This window comes from Aquabacter cavernae, from assembly GCF_003993795.1.
Classification (GTDB): Bacteria; Pseudomonadota; Alphaproteobacteria; order Rhizobiales; family Xanthobacteraceae; genus Aquabacter; species Aquabacter cavernae.
The window spans coordinates 152,591-172,767 of the sequence record NZ_RWKV01000004.1; the positions used below are offsets into that span (position 1 = coordinate 152,591).

General features: G+C 68.4%; 19 protein-coding genes. 6 read left to right on the forward strand and 13 right to left on the reverse strand.

Features of this window, described 5'->3' with window-relative positions; all coding sequences use genetic code 11:
* Positions 1-184: 184 nt before the first annotated feature.
* The 9 genes from pnp to rimP all read right to left on the reverse strand — a co-directional run bounded on the left by pnp (position 185) and on the right by rimP (position 13,017).
* Entirely contained in the window at positions 185-2,341 is a 2,157-nt protein-coding gene (gene pnp, locus EJJ38_RS03905) for a polyribonucleotide nucleotidyltransferase (RefSeq protein ID WP_127088808.1), read from the reverse strand.
* A gap of 224 nt (positions 2,342-2,565) precedes the next feature.
* Positions 2,566-2,835, reverse strand: coding sequence for a 30S ribosomal protein S15 (gene rpsO / locus EJJ38_RS03910; protein ID WP_127088809.1), 270 nt, complete (start codon positions 2,833-2,835; stop codon positions 2,566-2,568).
* 274 nt (positions 2,836-3,109) lie between these two features.
* Positions 3,110-4,708 (reverse strand): ABC transporter substrate-binding protein, encoded by a 1,599-nt coding sequence (locus tag EJJ38_RS03915; RefSeq protein WP_127088810.1) that lies wholly within the window; start codon positions 4,706-4,708, stop codon positions 3,110-3,112.
* Positions 4,709-4,829: 121 nt separating this feature from the next.
* Positions 4,830-5,834 (reverse strand): tRNA pseudouridine(55) synthase TruB, encoded by a 1,005-nt coding sequence (gene truB, locus EJJ38_RS03920; protein WP_245454097.1) that lies wholly within the window; start codon positions 5,832-5,834, stop codon positions 4,830-4,832.
* A gap of 65 nt (positions 5,835-5,899) precedes the next feature.
* Positions 5,900-6,316, reverse strand: coding sequence for a 30S ribosome-binding factor RbfA (gene rbfA / locus EJJ38_RS03925; RefSeq protein WP_127088812.1), 417 nt, complete (start codon positions 6,314-6,316; stop codon positions 5,900-5,902).
* 297 nt (positions 6,317-6,613) lie between these two features.
* Complete coding sequence (infB, locus tag EJJ38_RS03930; RefSeq protein WP_127088813.1) at positions 6,614-9,793, reverse strand: translation initiation factor IF-2; 3,180 nt, start codon at positions 9,791-9,793, stop codon at positions 6,614-6,616.
* The gene (locus tag EJJ38_RS03935) at positions 9,790-10,524 is read right to left on the reverse strand and encodes an RNA-binding protein (RefSeq protein WP_127088814.1); all 735 of its coding nucleotides are present in this window, start codon (positions 10,522-10,524) and stop codon (positions 9,790-9,792) included. The genes infB and EJJ38_RS03935 overlap by 4 nt, the downstream gene beginning before the upstream one ends.
* 22 nt (positions 10,525-10,546) lie before the next feature.
* Positions 10,547-12,154 carry a transcription termination factor NusA gene (nusA, locus tag EJJ38_RS03940; RefSeq protein ID WP_127088815.1) on the reverse strand — a complete coding sequence of 536 codons (1,608 nt, stop codon included), beginning with the start codon at positions 12,152-12,154 and terminating at the stop codon, positions 10,547-10,549.
* Positions 12,154-13,017: a ribosome maturation factor RimP gene (gene rimP / locus EJJ38_RS03945; RefSeq protein ID WP_127088816.1), complete on the reverse strand. Its 864-nt coding sequence runs from the start codon at positions 13,015-13,017 to the stop codon at positions 12,154-12,156. The genes nusA and rimP overlap by 1 nt, the downstream gene beginning before the upstream one ends.
* A gap of 419 nt (positions 13,018-13,436) precedes the next feature.
* On the opposite strand from rimP, the gene EJJ38_RS03950 reads away from it, so the two are divergent.
* Both EJJ38_RS03950 and EJJ38_RS03955 read left to right on the forward strand, forming a co-directional pair.
* Positions 13,437-13,856, forward strand: a complete 420-nt coding sequence (locus EJJ38_RS03950) for a hypothetical protein (protein WP_127088817.1) — start codon at positions 13,437-13,439, stop codon at positions 13,854-13,856.
* Between the two features lie 36 nt (positions 13,857-13,892).
* The gene (locus EJJ38_RS03955) at positions 13,893-14,498 is read left to right on the forward strand and encodes an OmpA family protein (protein WP_127088818.1); all 606 of its coding nucleotides are present in this window, start codon (positions 13,893-13,895) and stop codon (positions 14,496-14,498) included.
* Between the two features lie 98 nt (positions 14,499-14,596).
* Here the strand turns inward: EJJ38_RS03955 and EJJ38_RS03960 are convergent, their stop codons facing one another.
* Entirely contained in the window at positions 14,597-15,025 is a 429-nt protein-coding gene (locus tag EJJ38_RS03960; RefSeq protein WP_127088819.1) for a YbjN domain-containing protein, read from the reverse strand.
* Positions 15,026-15,244: 219 nt separating this feature from the next.
* Between EJJ38_RS03960 and croR the strand changes: the two genes are divergently transcribed.
* On the forward strand, positions 15,245-15,703 hold the full coding sequence (gene croR, locus EJJ38_RS03965; RefSeq protein WP_127088820.1) for a 3-hydroxybutyryl-CoA dehydratase: 459 nt from the start codon (positions 15,245-15,247) through the stop codon (positions 15,701-15,703).
* Positions 15,704-15,751: 48 nt separating this feature from the next.
* Here croR and EJJ38_RS03970 read toward each other — a convergent pair whose 3' ends face one another.
* Positions 15,752-16,336 (reverse strand): cob(I)yrinic acid a,c-diamide adenosyltransferase, encoded by a 585-nt coding sequence (locus EJJ38_RS03970; protein ID WP_127088889.1) that lies wholly within the window; start codon positions 16,334-16,336, stop codon positions 15,752-15,754.
* A 134-nt stretch (positions 16,337-16,470) separates the two neighbouring features.
* Here EJJ38_RS03970 and EJJ38_RS03975 point away from each other — a divergent pair, with 134 nt between their 5' ends.
* The 3 genes from EJJ38_RS03975 to EJJ38_RS03985 all read left to right on the forward strand — a co-directional run bounded on the left by EJJ38_RS03975 (position 16,471) and on the right by EJJ38_RS03985 (position 18,470).
* A complete protein-coding gene (locus tag EJJ38_RS03975; protein WP_127088890.1) occupies positions 16,471-17,460 on the forward strand; it encodes an SPFH domain-containing protein in 990 nt (329 codons plus the stop codon).
* A 3-nt stretch (positions 17,461-17,463) separates the two neighbouring features.
* Positions 17,464-17,907 carry an NfeD family protein gene (locus tag EJJ38_RS03980; RefSeq protein WP_127088821.1) on the forward strand — a complete coding sequence of 148 codons (444 nt, stop codon included), beginning with the start codon at positions 17,464-17,466 and terminating at the stop codon, positions 17,905-17,907.
* Positions 17,908-18,002: 95 nt separating this feature from the next.
* Positions 18,003-18,470 carry an acyl-CoA thioesterase gene (locus EJJ38_RS03985; RefSeq protein ID WP_127088822.1) on the forward strand — a complete coding sequence of 156 codons (468 nt, stop codon included), beginning with the start codon at positions 18,003-18,005 and terminating at the stop codon, positions 18,468-18,470.
* Positions 18,471-18,474: 4 nt separating this feature from the next.
* Here the strand turns inward: EJJ38_RS03985 and EJJ38_RS03990 are convergent, their stop codons facing one another.
* Complete coding sequence (locus tag EJJ38_RS03990) at positions 18,475-18,879, reverse strand: (deoxy)nucleoside triphosphate pyrophosphohydrolase (protein ID WP_127088823.1); 405 nt, start codon at positions 18,877-18,879, stop codon at positions 18,475-18,477.
* Positions 18,876-20,117 (reverse strand): bifunctional glutamate N-acetyltransferase/amino-acid acetyltransferase ArgJ, encoded by a 1,242-nt coding sequence (argJ, locus tag EJJ38_RS03995; protein WP_127088824.1) that lies wholly within the window; start codon positions 20,115-20,117, stop codon positions 18,876-18,878. The genes EJJ38_RS03990 and argJ overlap by 4 nt, the downstream gene beginning before the upstream one ends.
* Positions 20,118-20,177 lie beyond the last annotated feature (60 nt).

The following is a 20,177-nucleotide window of genomic DNA, read 5'->3' on the forward strand; positions in this document are numbered from 1 at the left end:
CACCGGGCAGAGCGAGAAACGGAAACGGCCGGGCACATGCCCGGCCGTTTTTCATTGGGGAGCCCCGATCTGCGGGGCGTCGGCGCACGCCGCATGGCGTCCATCAGGAAACCTGCCCCAAGCCGGGGACAAAAAGAAAGGGCGGCCGCGAGGCCGCCCTTTCGCATTCAGGGTCGGGCGCCGATCACTCGGCGGCGCCGGCCTCGTCCCGCTCGGGCTTCTGCTTGGCCTCGAGGTCCTCGCCGGTGGCCTGGTCCACCACCTTCATGGAGAGGCGGGTCTTGCCGCGCTCGTCGAAGCCCATGAGCTTCACCTTCACCTTGTCGCCCTCCTTGACCACGTCGGAGCTTTTCGCGACGCGATCCTTGGCGAGCTGGGAGATGTGGACAAGGCCGTCCTTGGAACCGAAGAAGTTCACGAAGGCGCCGAAATCCACCACCTTCACGACCGTGCCCTCATAGACCTGGCCCACTTCCGGCTCGGAAGCGATGGACTTGATCCAGTTGATGGCGGCCTTGATGGCCTCGCCATTGGCGGAGGCGATCTTGATGGTGCCGTCGTCCTCGATGTTGATCTTGGCGCCGGTCTTCTCGACGATCTCGCGGATCACCTTGCCGCCGGAGCCGATCACTTCGCGGATCTTGTCCACGGCGATCTTCATCACCTCGATGCGCGGGGCGTGCTCGCCCAGCTCGGCGCGAGCCGAGGTCAGCGCCTTGGCCATCTCGCCGAGAATGTGCGCGCGGCCACCCTTCGCCTGGTCGAGGGCGACCTTCATGATCTCCTCGGTGATACCGGCGATCTTGATGTCCATCTGGAGCGAGGTCACGCCCTGCTCCGTGCCGGCCACCTTGAAGTCCATGTCGCCGAGGTGATCCTCGTCGCCGAGAATGTCGGACAGCACGGCGAACTTGTCGCCTTCCAGGATGAGGCCCATGGCGATGCCCGCCACCGGACGACGGAGCGGAACGCCCGCATCCATCAGCGCCAGCGAGGTGCCGCAGACGGTGGCCATGGAGGACGAGCCGTTGGACTCGGTGATCTCCGACACCACGCGCAGGGTGTAGGGGAATTCATGCTTGGCGGGCAGCATGGGGTGGATGGCGCGCCAAGCGAGCTTGCCGTGGCCGATCTCGCGACGGCCGGGCGAACCCATGCGGCCGGTCTCACCCACCGAGTAGGGGGGGAAGTTGTAATGCAGCAGGAAGTGCTCCTTGTAGGTGCCTTCCAGGCTGTCGATGAACTGCTCGTCCTCGCCGGTGCCGAGGGTAGCGACCACGAGGGCCTGTGTCTCGCCGCGGGTGAACAGCGCCGAACCGTGGGCGCGGGGCAGGATGCCCACTTCGGAAACGATGGGACGCACGGTGCGCACATCGCGGCCGTCGATGCGGATGCCATCGTCCAGGATCGCCCAGCGGACGATCTTGGCCTCAAGGCCCTTCAGCACTTCGGACACCACCTGGGCCGGGGGCGCAGCCTGGCCTTCCACGGCGAGGCCCTCGAAATACTTCTTCACCTTGGACTTGGCAGCGCCGACCGCCTCGTAGCGGGCCTGCTTCTGCTGGATCTTGTAGGCGGCGCGCAGGTCGCTCTCGGCGATCTCGCGGATCTTGGCCTCAAGCGCGGAATGATCGGCGGGATCGAAGGCGCGCGGCTCCTTGGCGGCCTTCTCCGCGAGGCGGATGATCGCCTCGATCACCGGCTGGAAGTGGCGGTGGCCGAACATGACCGCGCCGAGCATGATCTCTTCGGGCAGCTCCTTGGCTTCCGATTCCACCATGAGCACCGCGTCGCCCGTGCCGGCGACCACGAGGTCGAGAGCGCTTTCCTTCACCTCGTCCACGGTGGGGTTCAGCACATATTCGTCGCCGATGAAGCCGACGCGCGCCGCGCCCACGGGGCCCATGAAGGGCACGCCCGAGAGGGTGAGGGCGGCGGAGGACGCCACCAGGGCCACGATGTCCGGATCATTCTCCAGGTCGTGGGAGAGAACGGTCACCACCACCTGGGTGTCGTTCTTGTACCCGTTCGGGAACAGGGGGCGGATGGGACGGTCGATGAGGCGGGAGACCAGGGTCTCCTTCTCGGACGGACGACCCTCGCGCTTGAAATAGCCGCCGGGGATGCGGCCGGCCGCGTAGGTCTTTTCCTGGTAATTGACGGTCAGGGGGAAGAAATCCTGGCCGGGCTTCGGCTCACGGGCCGAAACGACGGTGGCGAGCACGGTGGTGTCGCCATAGGTGGCGAGGACCGAGCCGTCCGCCTGACGGGCGATCTTGCCCGTCTCGAGGACCAGCGTGCGTCCACCCCAGTCCAGTTCTTCGCGATGGATATCGAACATGGAATTATCTCTCTTCGTTCAGCGAAGAGGGGAGCCATGAGCAAGACGGCCGGACGCACCGCCCGTTCGCCGCCCCGGAGCGGGGCTGCGCACGACGGTTGCGTCCGGCGATCCTGCCATGACTTCCCTTTAGCTTCGCGTACCCGCGGCGAGCCCCATGCCCGCCGCGTCGGCTCCCGCCGAATGCACGCCGCCCATGGGGCGGCGCGCTCCGGCGTCCTCGCTCAGCGACGCAGGCCGAGCCGCTCGATCAGCGACTTGTAGCGGGCCTCGTCCTTGCGCTTGAGATAGTCGAGGAGGCTGCGGCGCTGGGACACCAGCTTCAGGAGGCCGCGCCGGGAATGGTTGTCCTTGTTGTGGGACTTGAAATGCTGGGTCAGGTTGGAAATCCGCTCGGAGAGGATGGCCACCTGCACCTCGGGCGAACCGGTGTCGCCGGACTTCGCGCCATATTCCGTGATGAGCGTCTGCTTGCGCTCGGTCGTGATCGACATCGGGACTGTCCTTGTCTTAGAGAAATCTATGGTGGCGTGGCCTACGGCCTGAATGCCACCGGGCCGTTCGGCGGCCGGGCCGGGATGTCGTCCAGCGCGGTCGAGGCGAACGGAAGCTGCGCGTGGCCCAAGGGGCTACGCGGCGCGGACTATACATGGATCCGCAGGTTCAGCCAGTGAAAAGTCAGGGCGGGCAAGGCGTGCCCGGGATGCCCCTCCCGCCCGGAGCGCACGATTGCCGTGGCCGGGCGGGAGGAGGCGTGCCGATGAGGGCTTACGGCGCCATGCCGATGGTGGTCAGGTCCTGGAACCAGTGCTGGGCCTGGGTGAAGTCCTTCACCTTGGGCGAGAGGGCATGGGGATTGGTGTCATGCACCACCCACACCAGCACCGCGTCGTCCACCACCTGCTGGTGAACCTGGGCCATCAGTTCGTCCTGCTTCTTCACGTCGAAGGTCTTCTTGGCCTCGTCGATGAGGGCGTCCACCTTGGGGTTGGAATAATAGCCCCAGTTCACGCCCACCGGCGCCACCTGCCGGGAATCGAAGAAGCGGATCAGCGAATAGAGCGGATCGGAGGTCACATAGGCGATGTTGTTGGCGCTGATGCCCGCATTCATCGGGTCCTTCGCGCCCTTGCGCCAATGGGTATAGAGGGTCTCCAGTTCCACCACCTTGAAGTCCACATCCACGCCGATCTCCTTGAAGGAGGCCTGGATATATTCGTTCATGGGCAGCGACAGCATCTGGCCCGTGCCGCCCTGGGCGATGATGAAGGTGGCCTTCAGGGGCTTTTCTTTTGAATAGCCGGCTTCTTTCACCAGCTTGGCCGCGGCCTCCGGATCGTATTTCAGATCGAAGGTGGGCTTGCCGAACCAGGGGCTCTGGGGATCCACCTGCCCCTTGGCGGGCTTGGCGAGGCCGTTCATGAGGGCGACGATGCCGTCGCGGTCCACGGCGAGGTTCAGCGCCTTGCGGAGCTTCGCGTCCTGCCACGGGGAGTCCGGCAGCACGGACAGGTGGTAGTTCCACACGTGCGGGGTGACGTTCTCCACGATCTTGACGCCCGCCGCCTTCAGCTGGGGCACCGCGTCCGGCGCGGGGGTCTCGATCAGGTCCACCTGGCCGGCGAGCAGCGCATTGGTGCGGGTGAGCGCCTCGGGGATGGGGATCAGGACCATGCGGTCCGCCTTGGCGATGCGGTTCTTGTCCCAATAATCGGGGTTGCGCACCAGTTCCAGGCGCTCGCGCGGGACCAGCTTGGAGAATTTGAACGGGCCGGTGCCGGACGGGTTGGACGCGAACTTGTCCCAGTCCTTGCCCACCTTCTCGTACTGCGCCGGGCTCGATACCAGGAACCAGAGCATCTGGTAGGGGAAGAAGCTGTCCACGTCCTTGGTGGTGATCTCCACGGTCATGTCGTCCACCTTGCGGTAGGAGGCGACGCCGGGAAGACGGGTCTTCACCTGGGCGGACTGGCGCTTGTCGAACTGGGGCGACTTGTCGTCCAGCACCTTGTCCAGGTTCCAGATGACCGCATCGGCATTGAAGTCGCTGCCGTCATGGAACTTCACGCCGGGCCGCAGGGTGAAGAGCCACTTCTTCGGATCGGCGGGATCCGGCTTCCATTCGCTGGCGAGGCCCGGGACCAGCTTGCCCGGACGGTCGGCCACGTTCATTTCCCAGGCCACCAGCGGGTCGTAGAGGGTGTAACCGGTGAATTGATAGGCACCTGCCCCACGATCGGGCTGGCCCGTGGTCTGGGGGATGTCCGCCATGGAGATGCCGTAGCGCACGACATTCTCCGCATGGGCCGTTGCACCAAGGGCAAGGCCGAACACGACCGAGGCGATAAGCGATAATCTGCGAGGCATCCCGCGTCCTTCCTCCAAGAGGGAAAGCGGGTGCCTCGCAAATTGTATGCCGTGCGCCGGATATCCGGGACGCAGGCGCATCACACTTTTGTATACGATGCCCCGAGAGGGGGCACCCGCCTCAGGCCGAGCGCTTCAGCGCCCGCGGCACGGTGCGCGACCAGTTGAAGACGCGGTGGGGCCGCACCTCGCCGCCGGACGCATCGCCGATGGCGAACAGCGAGCCCTGGCAGGACACCGCCACATGGCCGTCAATGACCGGCGCATCCCGCCCGCGCAGGATGATGGCCTGCCCGCAGCGCAGGCGATGGGCGTCGGACGGCGAGACGGTCAGCCCCACCAGATCCTCCAGCGCCACTTCCACCCCGTCCAGGGCCTGGAACAGCGCCTCGTCGCCCGCCTCCGCGCGCTCCGACAGCTCCTCCACACCGATCAGGTCTTCCTCAAGGAAGTTGCCGACGCTGGCCCGGCGCAGCATGGAGACATGCCCCCGGCTGCCCAGAAGGCGGCCGAGATCGCGGGCGATGGCCCGCACATAGGTGCCCTTGCCGCATTCGGCTTCCAGAACCGCATGGTCCGCGTCCGGCCGCTCCACCATCTCGATGCGATGGATCACGATGGGGCGGGCCTGCAATTCCACCACCTCGCCCTCGCGGGCCAGGTCATAGGCGCGGTTGCCGTCGATCTTCAGCGCCGAATAGGCCGGCGGCACCTGCATGATCTCGCCCAGGAAGCCGGGCAGAGCGGCGCGGATGGCCTCGTCGGTGGGGCGCTCGTCGCTTTCCGCCACCACGCGGCCCTCGGCATCGTCCGTGTCCATCTCCTGGCCGAAGCGCACGGTGAAGCGATAGGTCTTGCGCCCGTCCATCACGTAGGGAACGGTCTTGGTGGCCTCGCCGAGCGCGATGGGCAGGCAGCCCGACGCCAGCGGGTCGAGCGTGCCGGCATGGCCCGCCTTCTTGGCGGCGAACAGGCGCTTCACCACCGCCACCGCCTGGGTGGAGGTCATGCCCGAGGGCTTGTCCAGAAGCACCCAGCCGTCCACGTCGCGCTTGGGCGCCCGGGGGCGCTGGTCGCGCTCGCGGCCCCCGCGGCCGTTTTCACGGCCGTGTCCGGGTTCACGCATCGCGCGCGGCTCGTGGCCCTCGCCGGCAGTCTCGGAAGGGGCGGGAGCCTCGTGGTCCATGGCCGTCATTCGTCGGTCTTCTCTTCGTTGTCGGACTGAAGGTCGCGCGCCACTGCGGGCGAACGCAGCAGCTCATCGATATGCTGGGCCTCGCCGAACGAGGTGTCCTCGCGGAACCGCAGCTCCGGCACGGACTTCAGCTCCACCCGGCGCGCCACTTCGCCCCGCAGGATGCGGGCATTGGCGGCCAGCGCCTTGATGACCGGCCGCAGGTCCTTGCCCCCGAGCGGCATCACGTAGCAGGTGGCGATCTTGAGGTCCGGCGACATGCGGACTTCCGGGACGGTGATGATGTGGCCGGCAAGCACCGGGTCCAGATGGTCCCCGCGCGAGAGGATGTCGGCGAGCGCATGGCGCACCAGTTCGCCCACGCGCAGCATGCGCTGGCTGGGGCCAGCGCCGGTCTTCTGTTCATGTCTCATTTTCGTTTCGGCAGCGCCGGGCGCCGCCTCTCCTTGCATGAGGCTCGGCGGACTTGGACCGCCGACCCCTGAAAACGGATCATCTCCCCTGCGCCCTATTCGGGGAGAGGGGGTGGAATGAGGGGGCTTGCCGCCTGTGACGGCGACATCCGGGACCGCCGCTCGCGCGCCGGACCCGTTACCCACCTCGGGTCGCCTGAGCCCTTCTCCCGCACGGACCGGGCTATCGCCCGGCTCGCCGCCTGAGAGGATCGAGGCCGGATGGACCCGGCCTCGACGGAGCGAGGGTCAGCGCGGTCAGAGCGAGCGCTGCACCACTTCCACGCGGTAGCACTCGATCACGTCGCCGGCGCGCATGTCCTGGTAATTCTCGAAGGACATGCCGCATTCCTGGCCGGCCACCACGGTGTTCACCGCATCCTTGAAGCGGTTCAGCGTGGACAGCTTGCCTTCGTGGATCACCACGTTGTCGCGGATGAGGCGGACATGCTGGCCGCGCTCCACCGTGCCGTCGGTCACACGGCAACCCGCCACCTTGCCCACCTTGGAGACGTTGAAGATCTCCAGAATGAGGGCGTTGCCCAGCATCGTCTCGCGATTGATGGGGGCGAGCAGGCCGCTCATGGCCTTCTTCACGTCGTCCACCAGGTCGTAGATGATGTTGTAGTAGCGGATCTCGATGCCCGCCCGATCGGCGGCATCGCGGGCTTCCTTGTTGGCGCGCACGTTGAAGGCGATGATGGCCGCGCCGGAGGTCTCCGCCAGGGTCACGTCGCTTTCATTGATGCCGCCCGCGCCGGAATGGATGATGCGGGCCTGCACCTCGTCATTGCCCACCTTCTCCAGCGCGCCGATGATGGCTTCCACCGAGCCCGACACGTCGCCCTTGATGATGAGCGGGAATTCCTTGCGGCCGGAAGACCGCACCTGGCTCATCATCTGCTCCAGAGAGCCGCGGATGGTGGCGGACCGGGCCGCCGCCTTCTCGCGCTTCTGGCGCTGACGGTAATCGGTGATCTCGCGGGCACGGGCTTCGTTCTCCACCACGGCGAGACGGTCGCCCGCCTCCGGGGTGCCGTTGAAGCCCAGCACTTCCACCGGGAAGGAGGGACCCGCCGTGGCGGTGTTGTCGCCCGTATCGGCGATGAGGGCGCGCACGCGGCCCCATTCCGCACCGGCCACCACGATGTCGCCGATATGCAGCGTGCCGCGCTGAACCAGCACGGTGGCCACGGGGCCCCGGCCGCGATCGAGCTTCGCCTCGATGACCGTGCCTTCCGCCGCCCGCTCGGGGTTGGCGGTGAGGTCCAGCAGTTCCGACTGGAGCGCGATGGCTTCCAGCAGCTTGTCCAGGTTGATCTGCTTGGTGGCGGACACCTCCACTTCGAGGGTCTCGCCGCCCAGGGTCTCCACCTGGATCTCGTACTGGAGCAGCTCGGTGCGCACGCGCTCGGGCTTGGCGTCCGGCTTGTCGATCTTGTTGATGGCCACGATGATCGGAACGCCCGCCGCCTTGGCGTGGGCGACAGCCTCCGCCGTCTGGGGCATCACGCCGTCATCGGCGGCCACAACCAGAACCACGATGTCCGTCACCTTGGCGCCGCGGGCGCGCATGGCGGTGAAGGCGGCGTGGCCGGGCGTGTCGATGAAGGTGATCTTGCTGCCGGACGGCGAGGTCACCTGATAGGCGCCGATATGCTGGGTGATGCCACCCGCTTCGCCGGACACCACATTGGCCTTGCGGATGGCGTCGAGCAGCGAGGTCTTGCCGTGATCGACGTGGCCCATGATGGTCACGACCGAGGGGCGCGGCTGCAGCATCTCCGGCGCGTCGGCCGTGTCGAACAGGCCCTCTTCCACGTCGGATTCCGACACGCGGCGCACCGTGTGGCCGAACTCCTCGGCGATGATCTGCGCCGTGTCCGCGTCGATCACGTCGGTGATCTTCAGCATCTGGCCCTGCTTCATGAGCAGGCGGATCACATCCACGCCCCGCTCCGACATGCGGTTGGCGAGTTCCTGGATGGTGATCGTCTCAGGCAGAACGACCTCGCGCAGGACCTTTTCCTTGGTCTCCTGCGAGCGATGGCCGGTCATGCGCTGGGTACGGCGCCGGAACGACGCCACGGAGCGCTGGCGCTCCTCGTCGGTGGACAGCGCGTTGGTCAGCGTCAGGCGGCCGCGGCTCTTCTCGCCGGCGCCGGGCGCCTTGGGAAGCTTGACGGGAGCCGCCGGGCGCGGCGGGAGGGGGCTGCGGCGCACGGTACGACGCTCGTCGTCCTCCTGGCCACCGGCCGCGGGGGCCGCACCGGCGGGGCGGGGCGTCAGCGGACGCGCCGAGGTCGCGCCGGTTCCCGGACGGGCGGACTGGTCCTCGCCGCCGAAGCGCTTGCGCGCTTCCTGCTCGGCCCGACGCTTGCTCTCGTCTTCCTGGGCGCGGCGGCTTTCTTCCTCGCGCTTGCGGGCCTCGGCAGCCTCGCGCTCGGCGCGCTCGCCACGCTCACGCTCGGCGCGGCGGCGGGCTTCCTCCTCCGCGACGCGGCGCTCCTCGGCCATGCGGCGCTCTTCCACCTCGCGCACCCGCGCATCGGCGAGAGCACTGGCGCGAGCGACGCGCTCCTCCTCGGTCAGCGTGCGCAGCACGACGCCGGAGCCGGAGGGACGATTGCTGCCGGGACGACCCGGCGCACCACCGCCACCGCCGCGACGATCCTGGTCACGACCGGACCCCTGGCCGGCGCGCGGGGCGCCGGAACCGGAGCCGGAGCCGGAGCCGCTGCGGGACGGCGCTGCGCCACCACGCTGGGGCGCATTGCCGGACGGGCGGGCACCACCGGCGGCCGGAGCCGCACCGGAGCGCGACGGCGCGGACGCCGGACGGGCCTCGGACGAACGGACGGGCGCAGCCGCGCGGGGCGCTTCAGCGACGGGCGCCTTGGCAACGGGAGCGGCGGCCACGGGGGCCTGCGGCGCGGCGGGCGCCGGAGCGGCGGGTTCAGCCGACGGCGCGGCCACTTCGACAGGCGCCTTGGCCTCGGCGGCCACGGGCGCAGCCGGGGTCGGCGCAGCAGCGGGCGTCACCGGAGCCTCAGCAACGGGCGCCGGAGCCGGAGCGGGCTCGGCGACAGGCGCAGCGGGAACGGGGGTGGCAGGAGCAGGCGCGGCAGGCGCCTTGGCCTCCACCGGAGCGGACGGAGCGGGCGCGGCAGGACGGGGCGCGACGGGTGCAGCAGCCGGGGCAGCGGGACGAGCTGCCGCCGGTGCGGCGGGCGCAGCCGGGGTCGGGGTCGGGGTCGCCGGCGCAGTTTCGCCCGGCGCGAACACGCGCCGCTTCACCTTCTCCACCACGACCGCCTTCGAGCGGCCATGGCTGAAGCTCTGGCGAACCGTTCCCTGCTCCACCGGGCGCTTCAGGGTGAGCGTCTTGCCGGGAGTGGGGTGGAGCGTCTTGTCGCCGGGGGTCTTCGTGTCGTTCATTCCGTTTCCGTTCCTGCCATCCGTACGCCGCGCGAGCCTGCCGGTTGCCGGGAGCCGTCGGACAATCCAGTCCGCCAGCGCTCCAGCCTTCGGCAGCGCGCGAGAAATCCTGCGGTCGTCGGATGCGCGAGCAGGGCAGCGTGTACCACATTTGACCGTCCAAGCGCCAAGTCCAATTCGACACCTGTAAGACAGTCGACGACAGCCACCATCCGAACCGAGTCTTCGGCCTGCGGATCGGCAGTGGCGGCGCGACGGGCGGCCCCGTCGAGCTTGCGCACCCCATCGGGACGCGCATCGGCGGCGTGCACCAGCACTCCCACCGTTTCGGACTGGAGGGCCACCTCCACCTTCACTGTACCCGTCACCACCCGGCCCGCCTTGTTGGCGAGAGAGAGAGCGGCGCGGGCATCCGCCAGAAGCCGGGCCTCCACGAGGTCCGGCAAGCCTTCCGACGACTGGCCCTTGCCCCGGAAGGCGCGACCGAATGCGCGCCGCTTCAGGGCCGTTTCAAGCGCTGCGCGGGTCGCGGTGACCCATGCGCCTCGCCCGGGAAGGTTCCGGGCGAGATCCGGCACGATGGCGCCGTCGGGCGCCACCACGTACCGGATCATCTCCTCAACCGGCGTGACCTCGCGTGTAGCGAGGCACAGACGCGCCAGCGGCGCCCGCGCGGACGTCAGTCCGCGGGGTCCCGCATCGGTCTCTTCCTCGTTCAGCTCCGAAAGCACGCCGGGTCATCTCCCTGGGCTCTCAGGACGGATCGTCAACAGGCTCGCCCTCGTCCTCGGCATCAGCCGGGGAGAGGTCGTCCTGCGTGATCCAGCCGGCGGCGACGCGCGCCTGCATGATGAGCTGCTCGGCACCCTCGCGATCGATCTCGAAGCCTTCCAGGGCGCCGGAATAGCGAACCGTCTCGCCATCCTTGCGCTCGGCCCAGCCCACGAGGTCGTCGGTGGCGCAGCCTGCGAGGTCCTCGACGCTCTTGATGTCGTTCTTGCCGAACGCCACCAGCATCTTGGAGGTGACGCCGGGCACGTCCTTCAGGTCGTCCTCGACACCCAGCTCCTTGCGCTCGTTGTCGAGGGCTTCCTCGACATCGGCCAGGTGCTTGAGGGCGCGGGCCTGAAGCTCGCCGGCGGTCTCCTCGTCAAAGCCCTCGATGGAGGCCAGCTCGGACAGCGGGACGTAGGCGATCTCCTCCACGGAGCTGAAGCCCTCGGAGGTGAGCAGCTGGCCCATCATCTCGTCCAGGTCGAGGGCCTCGGCGAACATGGCGGTGCGCTCGGCGAACTCCTTCTGGCGCCGCTCGCTCTCCTCCTGCTCGGTCATGATGTCGATGTCCCAGCCGGTGAGCTGGGAGGCAAGGCGCACATTCTGGCCGCGACGGCCGATGGCCAGCGACAGCTGCGCGTCGGGCACCACCACTTCGATGCGCTCGCGATCCTCGTCGAGCACCACCTTCACCACCTCGGCGGGGGCAAGGGCGTTGACGATGAAGGTGGCGATATCGGGATTCCAGGGGATGATGTCGATCTTCTCGCCCTGCAGCTCGTTCACCACGGCCTGCACGCGCGAGCCGCGCATGCCGACGCAGGCGCCCACCGGGTCCACGGACTGGTCGCGGGAGATGACCGCGATCTTGGCGCGCGAGCCGGGGTCACGGGCCACCGCCTTGATCTCGACGATGCCGTCATAGATCTCGGGCACTTCCTGGAAGAAGAGCTTGGACATGAACTGGGGATGGGTGCGCGACAGGAAGATCTGCGGGCCGCGCGGCTCGCGGCGCACGTCATAGATATAGGCGCGGACGCGGTCGCCCACCTTCACGGTCTCGCGCGGGAGCAGTTCGTCGCGGCGCAGGATCGCCTCGCCCCGGCCGAGATCGACCACCACGTTGCCGTATTCGACGCGCTTCACGGCGCCGTTGATGATCTCGCCGATGCGGTCCTTGTACTCGTCATACTGACGGTCGCGCTCGGCCTCGCGCACCTTCTGCACGATGACCTGCTTGGCCGACTGGGCGGCGATGCGGCCGAAATCGAAGGGCGGCAGGGTATCGGCGATGATGTCGCCCACCTGCGCCGCCGGATTGTGGCGACGGGCGCCGTCCAGCGTGATCTCGGTGGCGAAATTCTCCACCTCTTCCACCACCAGCAGGTGGCGGGCGAGACGCAGCTCGCCGGTGCGCGGATTGATCTCCGCGTGAATGTCCGTCTCCTGGCCGTAGCGCGAGCGCGCGGCCTTGGCGATGGCATCCTCCATGGCGGCGATGACGATGCTGCGATCGATGGTCTTCTCACGCGCGACCGCGTCAGCGATCTGCAGCAGTTCCAGCCGGTTTGCGCTGACGGCAACCATCAGTGCGTCTCCTTCGCTTTGCCCGGGACGCGCCCGGCTCGTTTGATCGTTTCGAGATCGGCGTCCTCGGCGGCGGTGCGCACCACCTTGTGGGGCTTGCGCATGGCCTTCTCGGCCTGCGCCGCCTTGCGGGCGGCACGGTCGGTGCGGGCCGCCCGCTTCTCGGCCGCCTTCTTGCGCCCGGCGCGCTCCGCATTGGCGGCGTCGCGCGCCGCCTTCTCTTCGTCCGGCCCGGCATCGTCCGCGTCCGGATCCTCGTCCTCGCCCAGGTCGCGCAGCACGGCCTTGGCATGGCGCAGCGCCTCGGTGATGAGGGCGTCGGTGAGCACCAGCTTCGCCTCGCCGATGTCGCGCACCGGCAGGCTCACCAGCGGGTCCTCGTTCGCGGGCGCATCCAGGCGCTTCACCTGGGCTTCGCCGCCCGTCGCGCCCACGAGAACGCCACGGAACCGCTTGCGGCCCGAAACCGGGACCGCCATGTCCACCCGCACCTCATGTCCCGCCCAGCGGACGAAATCGGAGAGGCGCACCAGGGGACGGTCGATGCCCGCGGAGGACATTTCCAGCCGATAGGCACTGGCGATGGGATCCTCGACGTCCAGCACCGGGGACAAGGCGCGGGACGCCGTCTCGCAATCGTCGATGGACATGGTGCCGTCGGGGCGCTCGGCCATGATCTGCAGGGTGCCGCCATCGCGGCTCGACACCTTCACGCGCACCAGACGATAGCCGAGATCCGCAAGGACCGGCTCGACCAAAGCGGCAATGCGGGCGGCGACCCCGGTCTCGGTGATGAGACGGGGCTCGTCGGCGGCATTGGACCCAGCGGCCTGTGCGGCCGCGGTTTCGATCGGATCGCTCATGTCCCTCCGGGACGTTTTCCTCGGCCATGAGGGCCTGAAGTCCCAGGGGACCCGGACCCGCAGCCGCTGCTATGCCTGCACCTGCTGAAACGCACCCCCAGCGCAGCCCGAAGGCGCGGCATCCGCAGCGGAAGGATTTGCGTAAGCAGAAACGGAGCGGGTCCCGGCGGGGCCCCACTCTCATCACCTTCAACGTGGATGGCTCTGAGGTATCCCCAATAGGGACCGCGGCACTATAGACGGAATGGCGCGCGATGCAAGGGCGGCCGCGAAACCCCTCCTCGTCACCACCCGCCCAGCCCTGTTTGCGCAAGATGATGTAACTTTTCGGATTTTTCGGTCCCCCCGCCACCGGCTCTTTGACGTTGGGGCGTGCCCTCTGGTAAGCAATTGCCCACCATTGGGGTTGGGAGGACAGGATGAGAGGCATTCGAATTCTGCTGGCGGCCACGCTGCTCGCGGGTTCCGCCGTTGCGGCGAACGCACAGACCATCAGCTACGGACAGGCGGGCGCGCTGCTTGCCAAGAGCTGCGGCCCGGACATCAACAAGCTGTGTCCGACCGTGAATCTGGGCGGCGGCGCGCTGCAGGCCTGCATGGATGCCAAGATCTCGCAGGTCTCCGCCAAGTGCCAGGCGGACTATGCCATGGCCACCGCCTCCATCGCCAAGCGCGATGCGGCGCAGGACGCCATCGGCCAGACCTGCAACGCGGATGCGGCCCGGCTCTGCCAGGGCATGATCCCCCAGGACGGCAACCTGCTCTCCTGCCTGCTCGAAGCCACGAACGTCGTCTCGGCCGCCTGCAACCAGGCGATCACCGACGCCGGCTATCGTTGATCCCGCCAACCGAACGTTAAAGGAAGGACGACCGACATGACGTCGCCTCTGATCCGCTTCGCGCTGGCGGCCTCGCTCGCGCTCTCCGCCGCTCCCGCGCTGGCCCAGACCCAGCTCTCCGACGGCCAGATTCTCCAGAGCCTCCAGGGCTTCACCCAGACCGCCCCGGCCATCTCCGCCGAGCAGCTCCGCCAGCTCGTGCAGAAGCACATGGCGCAGTATCCCGGCGAGGCGCTGACCCGTCCCAATCTCGCGCTCGATCTGGACAAGCTTCCGCAGATCAACGTGCAGGTCCAGTTCCGCCTGAACTCGGCGATCATCGATCCCGCGTCCTACGGCACGCTCGGCTCCATCGCCGACGCCCTGCACAATCCGATCCTGCACGGCTACAAGTTCATCGTGACCGGCAACACCGACGTCACCGGCCCGCGCGACTACAATCTCAAGCTCTCCCAGGCCCGCGCCGACGCGGTGGTGAACGCTCTCACCACGGTGTTCAACGTGAGCCCGAACCGCCTCGAAGCGGTGGGCCTCGGCGAAGAAGTGCTGATCGACGCGAAGAACCCCACCAGCCCGGTGAACCGGCGGGTGCAGATCTTCACCGTGGGCCGCGTCGGCCCCACCCCGGCGCCGATCCGCTGATCGCCACGCCGCACGGCTTGAAACGCAAACGGCCGGGCTTCTGCCCGGCTGTTTTCATTTAAGGCTCGCGGATCGCCCGGCCGCGAAAGCAGGCGGCCTCAGGCGGCCGGAGCGGTGCGGGCCGCTTCCTCGCGCAAGGCGGCGAGCAGCTCGTTGAGAAGCTGGTTCCAGAGTTCCAGCGTCACCGCCAGATAGCCGTCCGAGACGCCGGTGCCGAGCATCACGTCCATCTCGAAATTCAGGAAGCCGTCGCGGGAATGGACGCGGCCGAAGCGGCGCGCGGCGTTCCACTTGCCGCAGATCTCGTCCACCGGCAGCCCGTCGATGCGGAAGCTCGCGAAATAGGTGAAGTCGTGATAGGCGCCGTTGGTGCCGTTGCCGGACACCACGTTGAAGCTGACGCCTCCCGTGGCGCTGCGCAGCGCGGCGCGGCCGCCGGGCCATTCCACGGGTTCCGCGCGGAACCCCTTCTGCTGGAGCATCGCGGCAAGGTCATCCACCGTGACCGTGCGAACCAGATCCGTCATTCCATTCTCCCGATGCCTGCACGGCCGAGACAGCCGCCCCCCGCGGCGCCGCGATGCGGGCACGGCCCGTCATCCCCTTGCGGCGGCTGGCGCGGGCAACTTACAAGCGGTGCCGCCGGGGCGCAAACACCGGAGCGGTGGGACGCCGTCCGCCGTTCGGCGGGGTTGCGCGCGGCACCAAACACGGCGCCTATGCCGGGCGCCCATAAGGAGGAAACCATGCTGCCCGAACTTCGCGTGCTGTATTTCGAGGATCTCTCGGTTGGCCTTGCCGAAGAGCTGCGCAAGGTGATCGCCTCCTCGGACGTGGTGGGCTTCGCGGAAGTGACGGGCGACCGCAATCCCATCCATCTGTCCGAGCATTTCGCGGCCAAGACCCCCTTCGGCCACCGCATCGCCCACGGCCTCTATACGGCGAGCCTCATCTCCGCCGTGCTGGGCACGCGCCTGCCGGGGCCGGGCGCCATCTATATTTCCCAGACCCTCAACTTCCGCGCGCCCGTGAAGATCGGCGACGAAGTGGTGGTGCGGGTGGAAGTGGCCGAGCTGGTGCCGGAGCGCCGCCGCGCGCGCCTCGCCTGCACCTGCTCGGTGGGCGCGGACGTGGTGCTGGACGGCGAAGCCTGGATCAAGGTGCCCACCCGCGCCGAGACCGCGCCGGGTGGCGGGCGCAGCTGAGCCGCAAGGCGGCGTTCCCGGCGCGCGATCTCGTGTGACGGAAATGCCCTATCGGTTGGCGCCGGGCACCCACAGCACGTCGCCGCAGCCGCGCGCATTCACGTAGCGGCTCGCCACGAACAGCAGGTCGGAGAGGCGGTTCATATATTGGATGGCCGCCTTGCCCACCACTTCGCCCGGCTGGCGGGCCAGTTCCACCATCTGCCGCTCCGCCCGCCGGGACACCGTGCGGGCGAGGTGCAGATAGGCGGCCGCCGGCTCGCCGCCCGGCAGCACGAAGGAGCGCAGCGCCGGCAGTTCCGCATTGAGGCGGTCGATGTCCGCCTCAAGGCGATCCACTTGCGAGGGCACGATCCGCAGGGGCTCGTAGGCGGGCGGCGGCGCGCCCTCCCGCTCGGGGGTGCACAGGTCCGCGCCGAGATCGAACAGATCGTTCTGGATGCGGACCAGAAGCGCGTCCACATCCGGCAGATGGGAGAGGTGGAGCCGCGCGAGGCCCACCGCCGCATTGGCTTCGTCCACGGTCCCGTAGGCTTCCACCCGCAGGTCGTATTTGGCCACGCGCTCGCCCGAGCCGAGGCCCGTCGTGCCGTCGTCGCCGGTGCGCGTGTAGATCTTGTTCAGCTTGACCATGCGCCCCTTTTTAAAGTCGCGGCCCGTGCGCGTCACCCCCTGCGGGGCGTCCCATTTCGCGGGGCTCTCGACCTGGGCGGCGGGCCGGGGCATTGTGGCGGCGCCCGGCAGCCCATTGGGAGGACACGATGTTCTTGAGCGGCCCCAGCCTCTTCGTCCTGGTCCTGCTGGTGCTTGCACTGGCGATCGTGTTCGCGGGCGTGAAAACCGTGCCCCAGGGCTACGAATTCACCGTCGAACGCTTCCGGCGCTATATCCGCACGCTCACTCCGGGCCTGAACCTCATCATTCCGTTCATCGATCGCATCGGCAATCGCGTGAACATGATGGAGCAGGTTCACGACGTGCCCACCCAGGAAGTGATCACCAAGGACAATGCCACCGTCTCGGTGGACGGAGTGGTCTTCTACCAGGTGTTCGACGCCGCCAAGGCCAGCTACGAGGTCTCCCGCCTCGACACCTCCATCCTCGCTCTCACCACCACCAATATCCGCACCGTCATGGGCGCCATGGATTTGGACCAGCTCCTGTCCCACCGCGACGAGATCAATGAGCGCCTGTTGCGGGTGGTGGATGCGGCGGTCTCGCCCTGGGGCGTGAAGATCAACCGCATCGAGATCAAGGACATCGTCCCGCCCGCCGACCTCGTGGCCGCCATGGCGCGCCAGATGAAGGCCGAGCGCGAGAAACGCGCCTCCATCCTGGAGGCGGAGGGCATGCGACAGGCGCAGATCCTCAAGGCGGAAGGCCAGAAGCAGTCGCAGATCCTGGAGGCCGAGGGCCGCCGCGAGGCCGCGTTCCGCGACGCGGAGGCGCGCGAGCGCCTGGGCGAGGCGGACGCCAAGGCCACGAGCGTCCTTTCGAGCGCGGTGGCGGGCGGCGATCCGGCGGCGCTCAACTACTATATCGCCGAGAAGTATGTGCGGGCCTTCGAGCGGCTGGCCGGCGCCCCGAACCAGAAGGTGGTGCTGATGCCCTATGAGGCGACGGCGCTGCTCTCCACCCTGGGCGGCATCGGGGAACTGGCGCGCGACGCCTTCGCCGCCGCGCCCGCCCGCCGCAGCGGCGGCCCCACCGGCCCATCCGTTTCCAAGGCACCTCCGCCTGCCGACCGGGAGCCCTGAGCCATGGACCTTGCGGCGCTGGTGGCCAGCCCCTGGAGCTGGATCGCGCTCGGGGGCTTGCTGCTGGCCCTGGAAGTGGTGGTGCCCGGCGCCTCGCTGCTCTGGCTGGGCATCGCGGCCGGACTGACCGGCGCGGCCTCCTTCGCCTTCGCCCTGGATTGGCAGCTTCAGGTGGCGCTGTTTGCCGTCCTGTCGGTGATCAGCGTCATCGTCGGCCGCCGCTTCACGCCTGCGCGCGACAAGGCCAGCGATCGCCCGTTCCTGAACCGCCGGGCCGACGCGCTAGTGGGGCATGTGCTGGTGCTGGAGAGCGCCATCGAAGGCGGCTTCGGCACGGTGCGCGTGGACGACACCGTGTGGCGCTGCGAGGGACCGGCCCTGCCGGGCGGCACCCGCGTGAGGGTGACGCGGGCCGCCGGCCCCGTCCTCATCGTCGAACCCGCCTGATCTTATACCGAAGGCCCATGAGCTTGAACGAAACCCACGCGGCACCGGCCAAAGACCGGGGCCGTTGGAATGACTGACCATCGAGGACCACACCCATGAGCGGCCCCAGCGCGCCCGCCCGCGAAATCCCCACCCGCCTGCGGGACTATCCGTTCCACTATCCCATCACCACACGCTGGGCGGACATGGATATCTACGGCCACGTCAACAACGTGGTCTTCTATTCCTTCTTCGACACGGCGGTGAATGCCTATCTCATGCAGCGCGGCGTGCTGGACCCGCACCGCAGCCCGGTGATCGGCCTCGTTGTGGAAACGCGCTGCGCCTATTTCCGCAGCGTGGAGATTCCCGCGCCCATCACGGCGGGGGTGCGGGTGGCCAAGCTCGGTTCCAGCTCGGTGCGCTATGAGGTGGCCATCTTCCAGGGCGCGGACGACACCGCCTGCGCCCAGGGCCACTTCATCCATGTCTATGTGGACCGCGAGCACCGCCGCCCCGTGCCCCTGCCCGGCGCGCTGCGCACCGCGCTGGGCGCATTGATGGGGTCGGCGCCGGCGGAATAAGGTGTCAGGGACCGAGAAGGTCGATGAGCGGGGGGATGAGGGGCTCGTCGGCGGGGGGCATGTCCAGTTCGCGCAATTTGCCCGCGCGCACCCATTTCAGCCCCGCATGCTCCAGCGCCTGGACCTGCCCTTCCCAGCGGCGGCAGATCCAGAGCGGCATGAGCAGATGGAAGTCCGGATAGGCGTAGCTGGCGAAGGTGAGCGGCGCGAGGCAATCCTCCTTCACCGTGATGCCCAGCTCTTCCTTCAGCTCCCGGATGAGCGTCTCTTCCGGGCGTTCGCCCGGCTCCATCTTGCCGCCGGGGAATTCCCACAGGCCGGCCAGCGCCTTGCCTTCCGGGCGCTGGGCCACCAGGACGCGCCCGTCGGCATCGACGAGCGCGCAGGCCACCACCAGGGTGATCTTCATGAGCGGTAGTCGCCGTTGATGGCCACATATTCCTTGGTGAGATCGCAGGTGAGCACCCGGTCCGCCCCCTTGCCGAGGCCGAGATCCACCGTGATATCAACCACGTCGTTCTTCATGTAGGCGGAGACCTCCGCCTCGTCATAGGACGGGTCGCGCATGCCCTCGGCGGCGACGCGGATGTCGCCGAAGGAGATGGCGAGCCGGTCGCGGTCGGCAGGCTCCCCCGCCTTGCCGACAGCCATGACCACCCGGCCCCAATTGGCGTCCTCACCGGCCACCGCCGTCTTCACCAGCGGCGAATTGGCGATGGACATGGCAATGCGGCGCGCCGACTTGCGCGAGACCGCGCCGGTCACGTTCACGCGCACCAGCTTGCGGGCACCCTCGCCGTCGCGGGCCACCTGCTCGGCGAGATCCGCCAGCACCTTCTGGAGCGCCTTGCGCACGGGGCGCACGCGCGGGTCCTCAAAGGACTTGATGGGCGCGACGCCCTGCGCCTTGGCGGCGCCCGTGGCGAACAAGAGCAGCGTGTCGGAGGTGGAGGTGTCGCCGTCGATGGTGACGGCGTTGAAACTGTCGCGCACGCCCTTGGACAGCATCTTCTGGAGCACGTCGGCGGCGATGGGCGCGTCGGTGAAGACGAAGGAGAGCATGGTGGCCATGTCCGGGGCGATCATGCCCGCGCCCTTGGCCATGCCCGCGATCACCACGTCCACGCCGTCCAGCGCCACGGTGGCGGTGGCGAGCTTGGGGAAGGTGTCCGTGGTCATGATGGCGCGCGCCGCGTCCACCCACGGGCCGGGCGCGAGGCGATCATGGGTCGCCTGGAGCACGCCCTCGAACTTGGTGGCGTCCAGCGGCTCGCCGATGACGCCGGTGGAGGCCAGCAGAACCTCGCCCGGCTTGCAGCCCAGCGCCTTGGCGGCGATCTCGGCGGTGAGGCTGGTGGCCTCGCGTCCCTTCACGCCGGTAAAGGCGTTGGCATTGCCGGAATTGACCACGAGGCCCCGGGCCTTGCCCTTCTTCAGCACCGTGCGGCACCACTCCACGGCCGCGGAGGGGCACAGGGACTTTGTGGTGACGCCCGCCACCGTGGTGCCCCGCGCGAAGGACGCCAGGAGCACGTCGGTGCGCCCCTTGTATCGGATGCCAGCCTCGGCGGTGGCGAAGGACACGCCCGGCACGGGCGGCACTTCGGGCAGTGTCTTGGGCGCGAGGGGCGAGACGGACGCAGACATGGATCCACCTTTGGCATGGCCGGACAGATCCGGCACGGCTGGGTGTGCCGCAGCTCGGGC